The following is an 18,945-nucleotide window of genomic DNA, read 5'->3' on the forward strand; positions in this document are numbered from 1 at the left end:
AGGTCAAAGGCAACTACAAGGTCAAAGGCAACTACAAGGTCAAAGGCAACCGCAAGATCAAATGCAACGTCAACACGGACGCTATTGATGTTGTTTGGCTCGTAATTGATCAACTATTTCCTTAGAAGTAAAATTACCCGACACATTTATTGAGAAACCAATTCGCTCTATCCACAACCCGCAAAAATAAATGCCGCACGAGGCGGCATTGAAAGTGGGGGGACTTGTTACGTTAAAGCGTGAACGGTTGGGACGAGCCGCCTTTATTTTATTGTGTGCTGCGAATAATTTCAGTTTTCTGCCAGCCCTTCCTTTTGATGGAAAGGCGCAAACCAGCATACCGCAAAAGAGGGGATAGTAGCCAGCATGACGAAGATGAAATAATTTGTATAGCCCAGCAATTGCTGCAAGTGGCCGCTGATGACGCCAGTCACCATCATGCACAGGCCCATGAGGCCGGTACCGAAGGCGTAGTGGGTGGTCGTGTATTTTCCAGGCGCGAGTTGCTGCATCAGGTAGATCATGAAGCCGACTGAACCAAAGCCGAAAAAGAATTTCTCGACGGCGACACCTGCAGTGATCAGCCACAGGCTTTCTGGCTGGAAGATGCTCATCACCAGGAAGCTGGCATTCGGTATATTCACGGCGCAGCAAAGGATGAACAGGGTAGGTTGCAAGCCACGCTTGGCGACAAACCAGCCGCCCAATAAAGAGCCCAGTAGCACGGCAATGAGTCCGTAAGTGCCGTAGGTCAGACCCAGCATTTCATTGGATAAACCCAGTCCACCTTTGCTGACAGGATCAACCATGAAGAAGGGGCCGATTTTTTCCAGGAAACCTATGCTGAGACGGAACAGGAAGGCAAAACCTATCATCAGCCAGACATCACGTTTCTGGAAAAAAGTAACGAAAGAATCGCGCAGAATGAACAGGGCTTCGCTGACATTGGTAGGTGTATTTTCTGCCTTCGCACCATCCGGCATGGTACGTAAATGCCAGGCTGCCATGAGGGCGATGATACCTGCCACGATCAGGAAGATGACGCGCCAGGCATCCATCCAGTCTGCACCGAATACCTTGGGGTCATGATGAAAGAAATCGGTATGCAGTTTGCCACTTAAATAAACCAGTCCACCTGCTGCAACGATGGGGCCGATATTCCAGCTCAGGCTCTGGATGCCGCAATACAGTGACTGTGCTTTGCTGTCCAGCGAGGTGACATACACACCGTCTGCTGCAATGTCTTGCGTAGCGCCGAGGAATGAAATGATCCAGAACACGCTCATCAGTATCAGCATGTAGTTGGGCAAGGACATGACCAGGGTAACGCCGACAAAACCGACGGCAATGATCAGTTGCGTGCAGATGACAAAGAATTTCTTGGTCTTGTACATTTCTACAAAAGAGGCAAACAAGGGCTTGATGGTATAGGCCAGGATCAGGTAACTGGCATATTCAGCGGCCTTGCCATTGTCCATGCCCATGTTCTTGAACATGATGGCGCTGACATTGGTCAGCATCATATACGCCAGTGCCATCGTAAAGTAGGTGGTCGGCACCCAGAGCAAAGGGGATTTCCTGACCGGATTTGCCGGGGGAATAGTGATTTCTGTTTCAGTAATCATGGGCTGCACGCTTCTTTTCAAGTAGGCGGCATGCCTGCAGGTCTTCATTATTACATCGTCTCAATGTATGCGATGCATAGTTTATGACGCTCACTTGCAGGTCTGCTTATGCAAAATCATCTTTGCTGATGATCTGGCTAAGTCTTCCTGACAAAGGAGTTTGCAGGCTGTCTCGTTAATTTTGTAATTGATTTTTAATTTGATTCAGTATTCACTTTTATTCATGAAAACCTTTTCAAGCGCAGAATAGCATGAAATTTTAATGTGGCACGCTGCATTAACAAAAAAATTTTATAAGTACGAAAAAGATTCGCCCATGGCTTTAGTAGTTAATGCCTGTCAAATAGCAGTGTTTTAAGGCTTTTCTCAGGCATGCAGTTTAAGATTTTTGATTTGAAATCATGTTGTAAGCGAGTCAAAGCCAGAGCGTATCTTGAGCCCAGTTTGTGAAATCGGATGAAACTGATTTCAGGATAATTTATGAAAAAACAATGAAAATAACATCTGGGGAATTTTAATTTTCATACGAATCCAAGATTTTTTCATAGAGAAAGATATAAATTGAAAAAGCAAGACGTTGACAGGTTAAATATCCGGTGATAAATTCCGGTTTGTGAAAACGTTTTCATTGGATTGATGAAAAAATCTTTATTTTGATTACTTTGGTGATCGGGCAGGAATGTCGATTTTTACTAAGATTGATGATCAAACAGTCATTTTTTGACTATATTTGAAAACGATTTCAATTTAAACGCATGCTTCGTTAAAAATGCGCATCTGAGCCTGGCTCAAGCTGCTGCAAAAGAAGAGGAGGTGACCAGCAGGTCAGCTCCTCTGCCATGAGGCATAGCGATATATAAAAAGAGCATGAATGCTTAAAGCGAACCTATCCAAAACTAGACCATGACTAATCCATCAACGATGCCTGCGTTTTCACCTGCTTTTACCTGGGGCGTTGCCACCAGTGCCTATCAGATAGAAGGGGCGACAGATGTCGATGGTCGTGGGCCTTCTATCTGGGATACCTTTACCCATACACCTGGCACCATCATTGATGGCAGTACCGGTGATGTGGCTTGCGATCATTACCATCGCTATGCAGAGGATTTGGGTATCATCGCTGGCCTGGGATTAAAGGCTTATCGTTTTTCGGTATCCTGGTCGCGTGTGCAGCCACTGGGTTATGGTGACTGGAATGAAAAAGGCTTTGAATTTTATTCTAACTTGCTGGATAAACTGGAAGAGCACGGCATCGCTGCCCATCTGACTTTGTATCACTGGGATTTACCCCAGGGCTTGCAGGATTTGGATGGCTGGCTGAATCGCGATACCTGCTTGCGCTTTGCTGAATATGCAGCAGAGATAGCGCGCCGCTTTGGCCACCGCGTTGCCAGTATCGCCACTCATAATGAACCCTGGTGCACTGCCAATCTTGGTTATGGCAATGCCCAGTTTGCGCCGGGTGTGGCTGATACTGCGCTGGCAATACAGGTATCGCATCATCTTTTGCTCTCGCATGGTCTGGCGCTGCAAGCCATGCGTGCGATCAATTGTCCGGCCAAACTAGGTATAGTTTTGAACCAGTGGCCAGCCATGCCCGCTACGGATTCACCTGCAGATATTGCCCAGGCTGAGTGGGAATATGCGCGTTCTGTACTATGGTTCATGGATCCCATATTCAAAGGCTCTTATCCGCAAAAAGCGCTGCAGCGCATGGACATGAGCAAGTTTCATGTGCATGCAGAAGACATGGATATCATCCGCCAGCCTCTGGATTTTTTAGGCGTGAATTATTATTTCCGCGCTTATGTCAGTACCGATAATCCACCCAAGCAGCCGGAAGGCAAGCTGGGCTTTAGCGACATGGGATGGGAAATTTATCCTTCCGGCCTGACTGATTTATTGTTGAAGCTGCATGCCGAATACCCTGCATTGCCACCGATTTATATTACTGAAAATGGCATGGCGGTTGCAGACAAACTGGAAGACGGTAAAGTCCATGATGAGCAGCGCATCAAATACCTGCAATTGCATTTGCAAGCCATGCACGACGCGATAGCTGGTGGCGTCGATGTGCAAGGCTATTTCTACTGGAGCCTGCTGGATAATTTCGAATGGAATTCAGGCTATGCCAAGCGCTTTGGCCTAGTGTATCTGGATTATGCGACACAACAGCGTACTTTGAAAGACAGTGCATATTGGTACCGTGACTTTGTCAGTGCGCAGTTGCAGGACAAATGAAATCTTGAGTATTTCTCCGGTAAAAAGTGAATAGCCAGATCTGGTTTTTCCTGTTAATTTCAGGTTTTCAAAAAAACGAAAAACTGAAATTAATATGGATGAAGAACTGGAAGAATCAGATGAGCTGGAATGCGCTCAGCATGGCAAGGCACATGCAACTTATGTATGTGAACACCTGATAGCCCATCCCGTGCAAAATTGGCATTGCGATTACCCTGATGCGGATAATCCCTGGCCGGATGCATGGTGTGCAATATGTGACGCACATTATCAGACCGAGGGTGAATGGAATGAGCGTAATGAAGACCTTGTGCCCATCAAATTGCTCTGTCATGGCTGCTATGAAGATGCGCGCTCTGCCAGTCTGGATAGGATTGATGGGGCTGCATCTGATGCCTGGAGCAATTTTCTTGATACCTGTTATGAAGACTTGCAAAAGAAAACTGAGCAGTTGAATCAAGAATTTGACCTGGGTTCTCATCAGCGATATGACTGGGATCAGGTAAAAGGGGAGCTGGTCTTTTCCAATGATGGCGTAGCAGCTGTCGTTGCCAGGATAGACTTCATAGGTTCCTATTCATCCAGAACAGACACATGGTTATGGGCCTGGGCAAATTTCCATTTGCTTGAAAATGTAAGAGCTCGTGTGCAGGCCGTGCGTGACTTTGGTGAGGTGCATGACTATCCATGCCTGACTACACCGAAATGGACAGCAGAAGAAGTGAATGCCTGGGAGATGGCTGCAGTTGCAGCGCACGTACTCAATGCCAGAGGTATTTACCGCAGTCCTCGCGAAGGCGGCGCCAGCTTTTTACTGATACGTGAAATTTCAACAGCCTGAGATAGTTAAAGATGGCGAGTGGCGATGAGATTGCTGAGGCGCATTTGTGCTTGCGCCTCAGACAGAAACAGCTATTTATAAATCCCGCAACCTATCAACACATCACCCACACGTTCAATGTAGGTCGATTTGGGTTCCATCATCTTGGTAGTAGGGTTTGGCCATTTATAGTCTACCCAGCCATGTCCGGTTTTGCTGTTGGCGACATCCAGAAAACTTTTGACGATGGGCATGCCATCAGCATCTTTTAATTCCAGTAAGTTCTTGCCTACCATCTTGGCATTCGCGCCATGGGCGCGGTTGATGCCGTCACCGTTGGTGTTGTAGACAAATACATATAAGTCTTTGACGACAAATTGCCCGGTGGGGTTATTAAATTCGGCATAGGCTTTGTCTTTGCCGTTTTCTTTCAGGTAGGTCGCGGCGCGCTTCACCAGAGCGATGGCTTCATCTGCAGAGCCCTTGTCAGCGGCGACAGAAACTTGACCCAGTGCCAACATGGAAAACCCGGCAACTGCAAGCAAGGATTTGATAAATATTCTTCGCATTTTTATCTCCTGTTATTTAAAACACATGGCAAGGGGGAAGCTTTATGGTACTTGGCCAGAATTCATTCTAATGGTGAATTTACATAATGCAATGTTTGTAATTTGCACTTGTGTTAAACAATGCTAAAACGTCTGTTTTTAAGACCGATAAAGAAAAACCCCGGCCACTTGCGTGGGCCGGGGCGATTTACAGGCTTGAGCGTTTAGCTTGCGGCCAGTATTGGTATTTAGAAATCAATACCAACGTTGACGCCAAAGGTACGTGGCGGCAGATACTGTGCTTGCCATGGGCCATTCGCATTCATGGCGCTGGTTTTGACCTTGTTGTCACCGACATTGCGGACAAAGAAGTCTGCATACCAGCTGGATTTGCCTGTGGCTTGATAGCGCATGCCAAGATCAGCACGGCTATAGGCTTCCTGCTTGTCACCGTCACCATAGTTGAAGACGCTGAGCCAGGTTTCAGTCTCGTAATGCAGGCTGATGCGTGGTGTCAATGTGCCTTCATTCAAATGGAAGGTGTGCTGATACAAGACTTGAGCAGAAAACTTGGGCGTATGCGGCATGGTATTGCCAGATACATCCAGGCAATTGCTGATGCCGGGCACTTTACATGCAGGCAGCGCATAGTCATTCGAGCCGCCTATCAAGTTGCCAAGCGTAGCCTTGGCGATGGCAATGGTGACTTGCAACTTGTCGTCCTTGCTGAGTTTTGCTGCCAGCTCGGATTCAAAACCATACACTTTTGCGCCGTCAGCATTGGATGTCTGCAAACCACGGGTGCCGTCTGGCGCAGTAACTGGCGCACTGAACTGGAAGTCCTTGAACTTGCCATAGTACAGGGCGTTGTTCCATCTGACTGTGCCGCCCAGCAATGTGCTCTTGGTACCGAGTTCAAAATTGGTCAGGGTCTCAGGTCCGTAGGTTTTGCCGCCATCTTGCAGGCCACCAGATTTATAGCCGGTGGAAATGCTGCCGTACACCATATTATCTTTGTCGATGTCGTGCGAGATGCGCAGCAAGCCTGTCACCTTGTTGCCGCTATAGCTGCCATCATTGAAAGAATAGGCAGAGAAATTCGAGTTGGCAGAGGCAGGATTGACATTCGGTGTGATAGGTAATTGGCTGAGTTCAGGCTTACCCGAAAAACCATAACCACGACCATCCACATTCGTGCGTTTGTCCTGGGTGTAGCGCAAGCCACCTGTGATATGCGTGTCATTGCTGGCGTTCCAGGTTGCCTGACCAAAAGCTGCTGCTGTTTCTACGGTTTCTTTAGGCTGGATAAAGGAGCCCTGCCAGCCTACTGTGCCCTGGTAAGTACCATTCAGGATAGGAATATCAAAACGGATATCATTGGTTTCTGAACCATAGTACAAACCCAGTTGCCAATCTACATCACGCGTGCCCACGGATTGCAGTTCTACTTCATGGCTAAAGTTTTTATAGTTGGATGAAACGGTATTGTTTGCCTGCATGCTGCCACCAGAGGTAAAGCTGGTTGGTGCATTGGCACCACCGTCCTGGTCAAAGCGGGAAGAACCACTGAACTTGGAATAACCACCGATGTAAGTCAGTTGCATATCCTTGTTTACGGCATATTCTATGCGGCCCCGGATAGCATCACTATCGCGCTCCGTGAAGGGGGCTGTATCGATCAGCGCTGACCAGTGACTTTGTCCGGCACGTGGCGTTTGCAGCAAGTTCATTGATGGTGTGCCACGGTCTATGAATTTCTCATATGACAGATCAATCTTGGTGGCAGCGTTAGGCTTCCACAGCATGCTGATACGTGCAGCAGTCTGGTCTTGCGCGCCATACTTGGGGCCATCCTGCACAAACAAGGCGTAGTTGATAGGCTGGAAGGGGACTACTGTGCCACCGTTCTTGAGGTAAGTGGCAAACGCAGCTTTCTGGCTATCAAGGGATAGCATGGTGGGTGCCTGATAATCGACATAACCGTCATGTTTCTCATGTGCATAGGCAAAGCGCAGCGCCAATTCATTGCTGACCGGGATATTGAATGCGCCGCGGCTGCCAAAGCGTTTGTAACTGCCCAGGCCACCTTCTACAGAGCCAGAACTTTCGCCTATCTTTGGTTTGGCGGTTTGCATGTTGACCGCGCCAACAGTGGCATTACGACCCCACAAGGTACCTTGCGGGCCGCGTAATACTTCTATGCCTTCCAGATCAAACAGCAGAGAAGTTGCACCTTCAGGACGAGGGGCATATATACCGTCAATGAACAAGGCAACTTCAGGATCAGCGTATTCAGTTTTGGCACTGTCGTTACCAATGCCGCGCATGGTCATGGTGATGACGCCATGATCACCCTGGCCTGTAGCTTGAAAGCCTGGCACCAGGTTGACCACGTCCTGTACGTTTTGCACGTGGGCATCTTCCAGGGCCGCAGCATTGATGGCTGTGATGGCAACCGGGGTTTTTTGCAGTGAAGTGGCACGTTTGGTACCCGTGACGATCACTTCAGAAATAGTCGTGCTTTCGTTATTTGCCTTGGTTTGGCTGGCGGTCGTTGGTGCCGGGGCCGGCGCTTGAGTTTGCGCCTGGGCTGCGCCCATACTGGTGATCAGGGTAAGGATCGCCAGTTGTATAGGTGTGGTCGCGACTTTCCGGGTCGCAAGATTGCGGATTTTCATATGTCTCCTGTTACAGGTTGGGTTGGTTTTTTTGCTCTGATTAAACCATGACGTTTTTGAAAACGTTTTCTTATTGGCGTTTCTTTGATTTACTTTTGAAACCGTTTTCATAATACATAAAACTTGAATTCTGTGTCAAACAGAAAATGATAACGTTTTCAAAATGTTGTAATATAAGTGAAATTCTGCTGAAAACTGCGATGCAAAGCGGCGTCAAAATTCGAGAATGGTTCGAGATTGATTCGGCATTAGTTAGAAATGGCTTGGCAATTCGTTCGTAATCAGTTTGCAATCAGTTCGGAATTATTGCTGGCAAGTCAGGCTGCTTTCATCGTTTGTCCGTGAAACTTCCACCGACTATTGCACTATGAGGATGGTGCCGTAACCAGCATTGGCAGTTGCTGAAAAGACGTACTCAATACCATGCTATGTACTCGTTGACTGTTGTGAAATCAGAGGAGCTTGCTCAAATGAAAGCCGTAAAAAGTGTATTGATCGTAGGTGGTGGAACAGCTGGCTGGCTGACTGCATGTTTTATGGCCAGGCATTTGTCATCCTCCAAAGAGGGGGAGGGTATACAGATACGCCTGGTGGAGTCAACAGACATAGGCATTATTGGTGTTGGTGAGGGCAGTTTTCCTTCCATACGTGGCACCCTGGCAGCGATAGGTATAGATGAGGCGCGCTTCATCAAAGAATGTCATGGGACCTTCAAACAGGGTATACGTTTTGATCACTGGGTCAGGCCAGCGAGTAGCGCAGGCACGGATCATTACTTTCATCCCTTCAGTCATCCCAGCCAGCGAGGGCCGGAATTATTGCCCTACTGGCTGAAAGGGCTGGCTGCGCGCGAGGGCCAACAACCAGCTTTTGCGGATGCAGTGACCATGCAAAAATGCATAGCAGATGCGTCACGCGGCCCCAAGAGATTTGCCGATAAAGACTTTTTGGGGCCGATGAATTATGCCTACCACTTCGATGCTGGCCGCCTCGCCGGATTATTGTCTGAGCATGGGCAATCACTAGGAGTAAAGCGGATACTGGGAACGGTAGAGCATGTACAACTGGACGAAGAGGGTGCGATTGCGGCCGTGCACACGCAAGATGGCCAGGTTCTGGCGGCAGATTTGTTTATCGATTGCACAGGTTTTAGTGCAGGCCTGATAGGCAAAACCCTGGGATCGCCATTCAAGTCTTTGAATGATGTCCTGTTTGTAGATCGCGCCCTGGCTTTGCAAGTGCCTTATGCAAAGCCAGACACACCTATCCCTTCGTATACCATTTCCAGTGCGCAGGAAGCAGGCTGGATATGGGACATAGGTCTGCAGGAAAGACGTGGCACAGGTTATGTGTTTTCCAGCCGTCATACTGACGAAGCGAGGGCAGAACAAGTCTTGCGTAAATACATAGGTCCGGCTGCTGACGGTATGACGCCGAGGTTATTGAAACTCAATGTCGGTTACCGTGAAACCCAGTGGATCAAGAACTGTGTAGCCATTGGTCTGTCGGGTGGTTTTATCGAACCGCTGGAATCATCGGGCATAGGCCTGATAGAAACAGCGGCGTATTTGCTGACCTACCTGTTTCCTTTCAACGGTGAGTTTGATGCCGTGGCAACCCAATTCAATCAGCATATGAAAGCGCGCTATGAGCGGGTTGTTGATTTTGTCAAAATGCATTTCAGTCTGAGCCAAAGAAGCGATTCAGCATTCTGGCGTGATAACAGGAATGCTGCCTCTATACCAGAGAGCCTGCAAGAAAAGCTGAAGATGTGGAGCTGCCGCCCACCGCACCGCATGGATTTTATTGCAGACCTGGAAATGTATCCGCCATCGAGCTGGCAGTTCGTTTTGTATGGGATGGAATTCCAGACCGATATGGCGAATAATAAATTTGTGTATCCACAAAATCAGGAAGCTGCACAGGAATTCCAGATGATTGCCCAGATGGCCCAGCGCGCCCTGGCTGATTTGCCCGACCATAGAAAGCTGGTTGAGCACTTATGCAAGGCTGCGTCTCCATTTCCTTCTGCGCTGGCAAGGCAGGCTTGAAGGGCGATCATGAGAGCCAATACAAAACTGCTGCAATTGTGTATGTTTGTGTGCAGACCTGATGGATAGAGGGCAGACCCACTGCGCACGCCTAAAAAACCATGTTATGCTAATTGTGAAAAGCTTTTCACTGAATTGTAAATACTAAAATAAATAATTACCCAGCTTGGGAAGGCATTGCGTGGTTGACAGAACGAAAAGAAAAAATGAGCCGGTCACCTTATTGGATGTTGCGCGTGAGGCTGGGGTATCGCCCAGCACGGTATCGCGCATCCTGAATGGCACGGCCAAGGTCTCTGATGACAAACGCAAGGCAGTAGAAACTGCCATTGCAGAAATGAAGTTCGAGCCCAACCAGTTGGCGCAAGGGCTCAAAAGTGGTCGATCGATGACCATAGGCATCGTCGTGCAGGATATTTCCAGCCCCTTCTTTGATGAAACCCTGCATGGGGTTGATGATGGGCTGAAAGGTACTGGCTATGCATCGGTGATCGTCAGCGGGCACTGGAATGCCGATGAAGAGGCGGCGCGCATCAAGCTTTTGCTGGCGCGCAAAGTGGATGGCATCATCTTGCTGTCCGGCCGTATCGCTGACAAAAAAGTGCTGGAATTCGCCCTCGACAAACCCATAGTGGCCACTGGCCGCAGCTTGAACAGCAAGACTGCAGTTGGTTTTAAGCTTGATAACGTCCATGGCGCTTACCTGGCAACCCGGCATTTGATAGAACTGGGTCACAGGCGCATTGCCTTTGTCACCGGCCCTGCAAACAATACTGATGCGGTTGAACGGCAAGAGGGTTATCAAAAATCCTTGCGTGAAGCCAATATCCCATTTGAGAAAAGCCTGGTGGCTGAAGGCAACTTCCATGAAGCCAGTGGTTTGCTGGCAATTAACCGTTTGCTGGAAACCCAGCAACAATTCAGCGCCGTGTTTGCTGCAAATGATCTTTCTGCCTATGGCGTCAGGCTGGGTTTGTACCGCAAGGGCATACGTGTGCCTGAAGATATCTCCCTGATAGGCTTCGATGACTTGCCCAGTTCTCTGTACACCACGCCGCCGCTGACGACCATACACCAACCCCTGTATGACATGGGCTTGCTTGCTACCAAGACCCTGCTAGGTCTGATAGCTGGTAATGAAGTCGATACGACTTTGCCGGGTCTGGAATTGATCGCCAGAGAAACCACCAGACGGATACGTTAAGGACGGGGCGCTGGCATATCTTTGCACCTGTAAAACATGTAAAAGATATGCCAGCATGTCTGCACATATGTAAAGAATGTACAGCCATGCAGGGACAATAGACCGCAATCAAAGCAATCAGAAATCAACCATGAATCCCGCACCTATTGATTTTTGCGAATAATTATAGTCAATCAGACTCTGACCATATCCCGAGAACATTTGGAAATAAGCCTTTAGATTTGTAGTAATAGGCATAGCGAGGCTGGCTTGCAATGCACCATGGCCGGTATTGAAATTGCGGCGTGCGGTCAGGGAAAATTCGCGCCCGCCTTTTTCGCGATATGTGGCATGTATGTCGCCATGCCCCAAGTAATCAACGATATCGATATTGTCGTTATCTGACCTGGCATTATCGAGACGACGCCAGACTCTGGTGCTGATTGAGAAATTGCCGTGTTCAACGCCCAGCTCAGCATAGATGCGGTTCCAACTGCGTGATAAAGTCGAGGTCTGACCATTCGACTGATGTACCAGACCAAAATTAAGGTATCGGATATTGAAATCACCTATGCTTTTATTGACAGGGATCATTGCCATGGCTTCTGGCTGGTAATTGGTCTCGCGAAAAGGGCTGGATGCACTGCGGTTATACGCCTGCCAAAAACTTTGCTGGGTGTAGGCCACCCACACATCAACAGGCGAGCTACCCACTTCTTCAGCCAGTTTCATTTTCATGCTCAGTTGATAAGTCAATTCCACATGCTTGGATTTGACGCCGGAAGGTGTGAAGTTCTTGAACGGTTCATCGTTCGAGGCATTGCTGTAATTTGCTACTAGCAGATAATTATCATGATGAGGCCTAAACACGAATTTGCCGCGCTTGGACGCTTCATCGAGTTCCCAGCGTTGCACCATGCGCGACATTTCGGGTGCTGCTTCTGGTGGCTTTTCAGGTGCCACGGTCTCTTTCAAATCTTGCAGAGCTTCTGCCTTGGCAATTGGTTTGTCAGCCTCGACTGGGGTAGAGGCCTTGGCGAGGGCGTCAAAGCAACTAAGACGAACACTCGCATCGCCGAGCACGGAACAACGCAGCATCTGTTGTTCCATCTCGCTAGCCTGTGCCTGGCTAAATAACGCAGGCGAAAGTATGAACAGAGGTAATATTATTTTTTTGAGGTGAGTGGGCATAAGTGCTTTAACTGTCAAGTTGCGAGTTGGTAGCACATCGCGTGGTTAAGTTAACCATTCGATATGCTTGTTTTTTTTGTCGGCAAGGATAAGCGAGCTTCATCAAGTCGTATGTTCGGTAGCAAACATAAGGCATCTCTGATTAAGTCCAATTTCGTAAAATTAATTCTCGAAAATCAATAACTTGCGAATAGTGAACCGGACTTAATCAGGGGTTCCATAATTCTGGCTAATGGCTAATGGCTAATGGCTGATTGCATAATTGAATGGAATGTTTTCAGGTGCCGACCACGATTTGTGAACGAAATCACGCGACACAGTGAACAGCAAAAAAATAAACAGATCGTTTTTTGAACACAACGTCTTGCTCCCACTAAGAGCGGTGATAGCAATATTCAGGAAACTGCTCTTTCAGAGTCGATGCTCTTTTTAGTAATTTTTTAGTGAGTTCCATGACAGGAGATCACCAGACGAAGGGTATATCTTGCAACACTGTGCGGCGCTAATCAAATGTATCAATGAGCTCTAAAAATTTCGTAAAAACCATAGCAATGGGCGTATCCGAAATATAAAGAGTTCAACTGTCTGTTTGCAAAACCAGGCGGATGAAATTTGAATTCGCGATTTATTTTGAACAGAGTCCTTTCGACGACTTTCCGCATTAGTTGCCGATTTGAGGCAAAAATCAATGATGGCGACAAGCTTATTGAGTAGTTCGAAGAAGCGACTAATGGTGTAAACAAATCCGCAACATAGGCTGTGCTGCCACTAATGCAAAATAAGTCCTAAAAATAATTGACTGCTTTCAGAAGTTTTGGTTAATAAAATTTCTCGCAAATTGACGGGCTATCTTTGTATTTTCTAAAGGTCGGCTGTTATATATCTGCAGCCTGTTCCAAAATTCTTATGTTTGATCTACTCAATTTTGCATTCTGTCGCATGGCGATTGTAATAATCGAAGCAGCTTGGCAAAGTAGCTATAGATTCAGGGAATTCAGATATAGCAAAATTTCAAAGCCCGCTCATTTGCGTTATATGTGCAATGGCTTCTAATTTATGGTTGCTTATTAAGGTTGCTTAATATGCATCTCTGAATGCTTTCAACCGCGGACTAGCGATTGTTTAAGGTTCTATTGTTCGACTATTGCTTGATATTTAAGAATTTATTGTTTCGTTCAAGACTTTATTCGGACGTAACAAGTGTTTATCTTGACGCTGATCTGGGGCCGGACTATATTACTGACTCAAAAGTAAGTTAATTGAGTTGTTGCTAATATGTCATGCCCTTTTAAGCCCAAGTGGGAGCGCCGCAAGGATGCCCGCCCGCAAGAATTACTCGCTGCTGCCCTCGATTTATTTGTTGAGCGTGGTTTCGCGGCAACACGTCTGGATGATGTGGCGCGCGCTGCCGGTGTCTCCAAGGGGACTTTGTACCTGTATTTTTGCAGTAAGGAAGAGTTATTCAAGGCCGTGGTCAGGGAAAACATCGTTCCTCTGATAGGTGAGGCTGAGGGTGTCATTGATCAGTTTGAGGGGACTAGTGAAGAATTATTCCGCCTGATCATGACTACCTGGTGGGGAAGTGTAGGCAATAACAAATTGTCTGGCCTGCCCAAGCTGATGATGGCAGAAGCCGGTAATTTCCCTGAACTGGCCAGGTTTTATCAGGAAGAAGTCATAGACCGTGGTGAAAACATGGTTGCGAAGATGTTGAAGCGCGGCATGGCTCGTGGAGAAATACGGGACGTGAATCTTGAAATCGACTCCCGGCTCTTGATTGCGCCCATGATCATGATGATGATCTGGAAGCACTCGCAAGGAGTTTGCAAAGTAGATCCAGATCAGCTCGATACCTATATTGAGCACTATATAGATATGGCCCTGCATAGTTTGTTAAAAAAATAGATTTCTTAGAACATGCTTACGATCTGTAGCGAGCGGGCGTCAGCGGGGTGAAGAGCCGCGCAAAAAGCGGAATGTACTTCTAGTACATGAGCATTTTGAGCAGTGCATGAGCCCCGATCACGCTCGCGCAGTAAGATCGTAGGCAGGTTATTACTTATTGGAGAGTATGCGCTGCTTGACCCTCACCTTGTGTCAGGCTTTAAAGTCAGGGTTTCTTACGACCTGGACAGTTTATTGACCGTCTTAGCCCCCAGGTCCTGAAACAATTACTTTTGGAAAACAATCATGTTAAAGCGCAAGACTTTCTGGATCATTGCTGTAGTGCTGCTATTGGCTGCAGGCATGATAGTCATGAAGAAAAAATCTCAGGGCAATGTAGTGCAGGCATCAGCCACTGCATCGGCCAGTTCGGTAGCGGTGCCTGGCCAATCAACTCCTGCAGTGCTGGAATTTTTACCTGCAGACATCGTGGAGGTTGGCAGCACCGAAGTCAAAAAACTCCTGGCCTTGTCAGGTGCTTTGCGCGCCATTAATCAGGCTGCCGTCAAAGCCAGGGTGGCAGGAGATATTACCGAAGTCCTGGTGCGTGAAGGCGAAGCCGTACAAGCTGGCCAAGTCCTGATCAAGATGGATAGCAGTGATTATCTGGCCAGGCAGGAGCAAGCCAAAGGCGCTTTGTCCGCTGCTCAGGGGCAAATGGAAATCGCCCGTCTGGCACGCGACAACAACAAAGCCTTGCTGGAAAAAAGTTTTATTTCCAAAAATGCCTATGACAATACCAACAGCCAATATGCCATCGCACTGGCCAATGTAGACAGCGCCAAAGCTGCGTTGAATGTGGCGCAAAAAGCGCTGGCGGATACTGTCATACGTGCACCCATCTCAGGCATGATCAGCAATCGCATGGTGCAACCCGGCGAAAAAATTTCGCCAGATAACCGCTTGCTGGATGTTGTTGATTTGCGCATGCTGGAAATGGAAGCACCAGTACCAACGCAAGATATCGCCAGCATCAAAATTGGCCAGGCCGTACAGCTGAAAATAGAAGGTGTGCCAGCGGCAGTCGATGGCAAGGTCGTGCGCATCAACCCGGCCACGACGGCGGGTTCACGCTCCATCATGGCCTATGTGCAAGTTGCCAATCCCGATACCATTTTGCGCGCAGGCATGTTTGGTGAAGCACAACTGGTGGTCGATAAAAAATCTGAAGTATTGACCGTGCCTGACACTGCCATACAGTACGAAGCCGAACAGGCTTTCGTGTATGCGATAGAAAACAATGTCTTGCAACAAAAGCCGGTCAAGCTGGGCCTGCGTGGTGAAAGCCAGGGCAAGCCTGTGGTTGAGGTGGTTTCTGGCCTGGCACCGCAAGCAAAGATAGTCAAAGCAAATCTGGGCCGCCTGCGTGCAGGCGTGGCTGTGAAGCTGATTGCCACTACAACCACGACAGGCAAGGTGTAATCATGTGGTTCACACGTATCAGCATAGGCAATCCAGTGCTGGCGACCATGATGATGGTGGCCTTTGTGGTATTGGGTTTGTTCTCTTACAAGCGCTTGCGGGTAGACCAGTTCCCCGATATTACTTTTCCTGTGGTAGTGATCCAGACTGATTATCCCGGTGCTGCACCTGAGACCATAGAGTCCGACATCACCCGCAAGGTTGAAGAAACCGTCAATACCATCAACGGTATCAGCGCGCTGACTTCACGTTCTTATGAGGGCACGTCTGTCGTTATCCTGGAATTTGACCTGACCGTTGATCCGGCGCAGGCAGCACAGGACGTGCGTGAAAAAGTGGCCCTGATCAAGGCGGGCTTTCGCAAGGAAGTCAAAGAACCAAGGGTGACCCGTTATGACCCATCCGACAAGCCCATTTTCTCGGTCTCGGTGACGAATGACGACAAGATCAAGAAGCGTGATTTCCGCGAACTGACGACCATCGGTGATCAACTGGTGAAGAAGCGTCTGGAAAACGTACGCGGCGTAGGCTCGGTGACCCTGGTCGGTGGTGTCAAGCGCGAGATCAAGATTTACCTGAAGCCGGGTGAAATGGAATCGCTGGGCCTGGGTGTAGATCAGGTCATCAATGCCTTGCGCAATGAAAACCAGGAATTGCCTACCGGTGCCATCCGTGCATTGGATAATGAAAAAGTCGTGCAGATACAGGGGCGCATCAAGAATCCGCAAGACTTTGCCCGCATCATCGTGGCCCGCCGTGGTGGCCAGCCGGTATTGTTGTCGCAAGTCGCCAGTGTGGTGGATGGTCAGGAAGAGCAAGAGAGCCTGGCACTGTATAACGGCCAGCGCACTGTGGCACTGGATATTCTGAAGGCGCAGGGGCAAAACACCATAGAAGTGGCAGATGGCCTGACTGCCGCCTTGAAGGCACTGGAACCGCAATTGCAGGCGCAGTTTCCAGGTGTCAAAGTGCAAGTCATCAAGGACGGTTCACGCCAGATACGCGTAGGTGTAGAAAACGTGCGCCGTACCCTGATAGAAGGTGCAGCACTGACCATATTGATTGTTTTCCTGTTCCTCAATTCATGGCGCTCTACCGTCATCACCGGACTGACTTTGCCAGTGGCATTGATAGGTACATTCCTGTTCATGGATATGTTTGGCTTCACCATCAATATGATTACCCTGATGGCCTTGTCGCTGTGCGTGGGTTTGCTGATTGATGATGCGATCGTGGTGCGTGAAAATATCGTGCGTCATGCTGGCATGAAGGTGAATGGCAAGTTCAAAGATCACCATACGGCAGCCCTCGAAGGCACGGCAGAGATAGGCCTGGCAGTTTTGGCGACGACGTTCTCCATCGTAGCGGTGTTTTTGCCTGTGGGCTTCATGGGCGGGATTATCGGTCGCTTCTTCCACCAGTTTGGTATTACCGTCACCGCCGCCGTATTGATTTCCATGTTTGTGTCTTTCACGCTGGATCCGATGCTGTCATCCATCTGGCCAGACCCTGATGCACATGGTCATCCGACCGTAGATGAAAACGGCAAGTCGATTCGCAAAGGCTGGTATGCGAATAGCATAGGCCGCGTGCTGGAACAGTTTGAACGCGGGGTGCAATGGTTTTCGCGTGGCTATCAGGTGATGTTACGCTGGTCACTCAAACATCGCATCAAGACCTTGTTGATTGCAGCGCTGACCTTCTTTCTTGGTCTGGCAATTCCGGGTACAGGCTTGATAGGTTCAGAATTTGTACCGCAGGCTGATTATTCTGAAACAGGTGTCAATTACTACACGCCGGTAGGTTCGTCGCTGGAGCTGACCGAGACCAAGGTGCATCAGGTCGAGGCCGTGGTAAAGGAATTCCCTGAAGTGCTGGATACCTATAGCACAGTGAATACCGGCTCGGCACAGGGCAAGAATTATGTGACCACCTTTATCCGTCTTGTTCCTCGCAAGGACAGGGCCAGGACTACCAGCCAGATGTCAGTGCCACTGCGTACCCGCCTGAGCCAGATAGCCGGTATCACGGTCACGCATATAGGTGCATTGGATGGCGTCGGTGGTGATAACAAGAATCTGCGTTTTAGCCTGCAAGGCAGTGATCTGGGTGAGTTGGCTAAATTGTCTGAGCAGGTGCAGGAAAAATTGCGCGCCATACATGGCCTGGTTGATCTGGATTCCAGCCTGAAGGCGCAAAAACCAACCATCTCGGTGCAACCGCGCCGCGATATTGCGGCAGACCTTGGCGTAGGCGTGGCTCAAATAGGTGGTGCCTTGCGGCCTTTGCTGGCAGGCGAGATTGCCACGACCTGGCGTGCACCGGATGATGAAAACTACGATGTCACTGTGCGCCTGTCGCCAAATGACAGGAATAATCCTGAAGACCTGTCGCGCCTGATGCTCAGCAGCACGCAGACCAATGCTGACGGTTCACCAAAAATGGTGCCCTTGCGACAGGTGGCAGACATCAAGCCATCAACAGGAGCGAATCAGATCAACCGCCGTGACCTGAACCGTGAAGTCGAATTGTCAGCCAATGTGGTTGGCCGTTCTGCTGGTGAAGTCAGTGCAGAAGTCAAAAAAGTGCTGGAAGGCATGCAATGGCAACCCGGCTACCGCTACAAAATGGGTGGTGCCACCAAGAACATGACGGAATCTTTTGGCTATGCCTTGTCGGCCCTTGCTTTGGCGGTGATTTTCATTTACATGATTTTGGCGTCGCAATTTGCCAGCTTCTTGCAGCCTGTCGCCATCATGTCCGCCCTCCCCATGACTTTGATCGGTGTTTTCCTGGCCTTGATGTTCTTCCGCTCTACGCTGAATATGTTTTCCATCATCGGTTTCATCATGTTGATGGGATTAGTTACCAAAAATGCCATTTTACTGGTAGATTTTGCTAATCAGGCAAGGAAAGAAGGTATGGACCGCATGGAAGCGCTGCTGGAAGCTGCTCATGTACGCCTGCGCCCCATCCTGATGACGACGCTGGCGATGGTATTTGGCATGGTGCCACTGGCATTTGCCCTGTCTGAGGGTTCTGAGCAGCGCGCACCCATGGGACAGGCTGTGATAGGCGGGATTATCACGTCTTCATTGCTGACTTTGGTGGTGGTGCCGGTGATTTATACCTATCTGGATGATTTAGGGCTGTGGATTACGCAAAAATGGCGCGGTAATCGTCAAACTGTCCAAGCGCTTTGATAAAATGCCGTTTCCATCAATTTTGCAATCGAGTATAGA

The 18,945-nt window shown here is 48.8% G+C and carries 11 protein-coding genes; 7 read left to right on the forward strand and 4 right to left on the reverse strand.

What is annotated here, in order from left to right:
• Window positions 1-290 precede the first annotated feature (290 nt).
• Window positions 291-1,625: an MFS transporter gene (locus tag ACO0LD_RS11755; protein ID WP_423006882.1), complete on the reverse strand. Its 1,335-nt coding sequence runs from the start codon at window positions 1,623-1,625 to the stop codon at window positions 291-293.
• Window positions 1,626-2,528: 903 nt separating this feature from the next.
• On the opposite strand from ACO0LD_RS11755, the gene ACO0LD_RS11760 reads away from it, so the two are divergent.
• Window positions 2,529-3,866 (forward strand): GH1 family beta-glucosidase, encoded by a 1,338-nt coding sequence (locus ACO0LD_RS11760; protein ID WP_423006884.1) that lies wholly within the window; start codon window positions 2,529-2,531, stop codon window positions 3,864-3,866.
• Between the two features lie 94 nt (window positions 3,867-3,960).
• Window positions 3,961-4,707, forward strand: a complete 747-nt coding sequence (locus tag ACO0LD_RS11765) for a DUF6882 domain-containing protein (RefSeq protein ID WP_423006886.1) — start codon at window positions 3,961-3,963, stop codon at window positions 4,705-4,707.
• Between the two features lie 71 nt (window positions 4,708-4,778).
• On the opposite strand, the gene ACO0LD_RS11770 is transcribed toward ACO0LD_RS11765, so the two are convergent.
• Together ACO0LD_RS11770 and ACO0LD_RS11775 are read right to left on the reverse strand one after the other, a co-directional pair.
• Window positions 4,779-5,255, reverse strand: coding sequence for a cache domain-containing protein (locus ACO0LD_RS11770; RefSeq protein ID WP_423006888.1), 477 nt, complete (start codon window positions 5,253-5,255; stop codon window positions 4,779-4,781).
• A gap of 227 nt (window positions 5,256-5,482) precedes the next feature.
• Window positions 5,483-7,912 carry a TonB-dependent receptor gene (locus ACO0LD_RS11775; protein ID WP_423006890.1) on the reverse strand — a complete coding sequence of 810 codons (2,430 nt, stop codon included), beginning with the start codon at window positions 7,910-7,912 and terminating at the stop codon, window positions 5,483-5,485.
• Between the two features lie 470 nt (window positions 7,913-8,382).
• Between ACO0LD_RS11775 and ACO0LD_RS11780 the strand changes: the two genes are divergently transcribed.
• Together ACO0LD_RS11780 and ACO0LD_RS11785 are read left to right on the forward strand one after the other, a co-directional pair.
• Entirely contained in the window at window positions 8,383-9,963 is a 1,581-nt protein-coding gene (locus ACO0LD_RS11780; RefSeq protein ID WP_423006892.1) for a tryptophan halogenase family protein, read from the forward strand.
• 181 nt (window positions 9,964-10,144) lie between these two features.
• The gene (locus ACO0LD_RS11785) at window positions 10,145-11,167 is read left to right on the forward strand and encodes a LacI family DNA-binding transcriptional regulator (protein ID WP_423006894.1); all 1,023 of its coding nucleotides are present in this window, start codon (window positions 10,145-10,147) and stop codon (window positions 11,165-11,167) included.
• A 117-nt stretch (window positions 11,168-11,284) separates the two neighbouring features.
• Here the strand turns inward: ACO0LD_RS11785 and ACO0LD_RS11790 are convergent, their stop codons facing one another.
• A complete protein-coding gene (locus tag ACO0LD_RS11790) occupies window positions 11,285-12,256 on the reverse strand; it encodes a phospholipase A (protein ID WP_423006896.1) in 972 nt (323 codons plus the stop codon).
• A 1,356-nt stretch (window positions 12,257-13,612) separates the two neighbouring features.
• On the opposite strand from ACO0LD_RS11790, the gene ACO0LD_RS11795 reads away from it, so the two are divergent.
• The 3 genes from ACO0LD_RS11795 (at window position 13,613) to ACO0LD_RS11805 (ending at window position 18,906) form a co-directional block, all read left to right on the forward strand.
• Complete coding sequence (locus ACO0LD_RS11795) at window positions 13,613-14,242, forward strand: TetR/AcrR family transcriptional regulator (protein WP_423006898.1); 630 nt, start codon at window positions 13,613-13,615, stop codon at window positions 14,240-14,242.
• Window positions 14,243-14,527: 285 nt separating this feature from the next.
• Complete coding sequence (locus ACO0LD_RS11800) at window positions 14,528-15,703, forward strand: efflux RND transporter periplasmic adaptor subunit (RefSeq protein ID WP_423006900.1); 1,176 nt, start codon at window positions 14,528-14,530, stop codon at window positions 15,701-15,703.
• A gap of 2 nt (window positions 15,704-15,705) precedes the next feature.
• On the forward strand, window positions 15,706-18,906 hold the full coding sequence (locus ACO0LD_RS11805; protein WP_423006902.1) for an efflux RND transporter permease subunit: 3,201 nt from the start codon (window positions 15,706-15,708) through the stop codon (window positions 18,904-18,906).
• Window positions 18,907-18,945 lie beyond the last annotated feature (39 nt).

Origin of the sequence: Undibacterium sp. Ji83W (genome assembly GCF_049340385.1) — a bacterium.
In the GTDB taxonomy this organism is placed as follows: Bacteria; Pseudomonadota; Gammaproteobacteria; order Burkholderiales; family Burkholderiaceae_D; genus Undibacterium.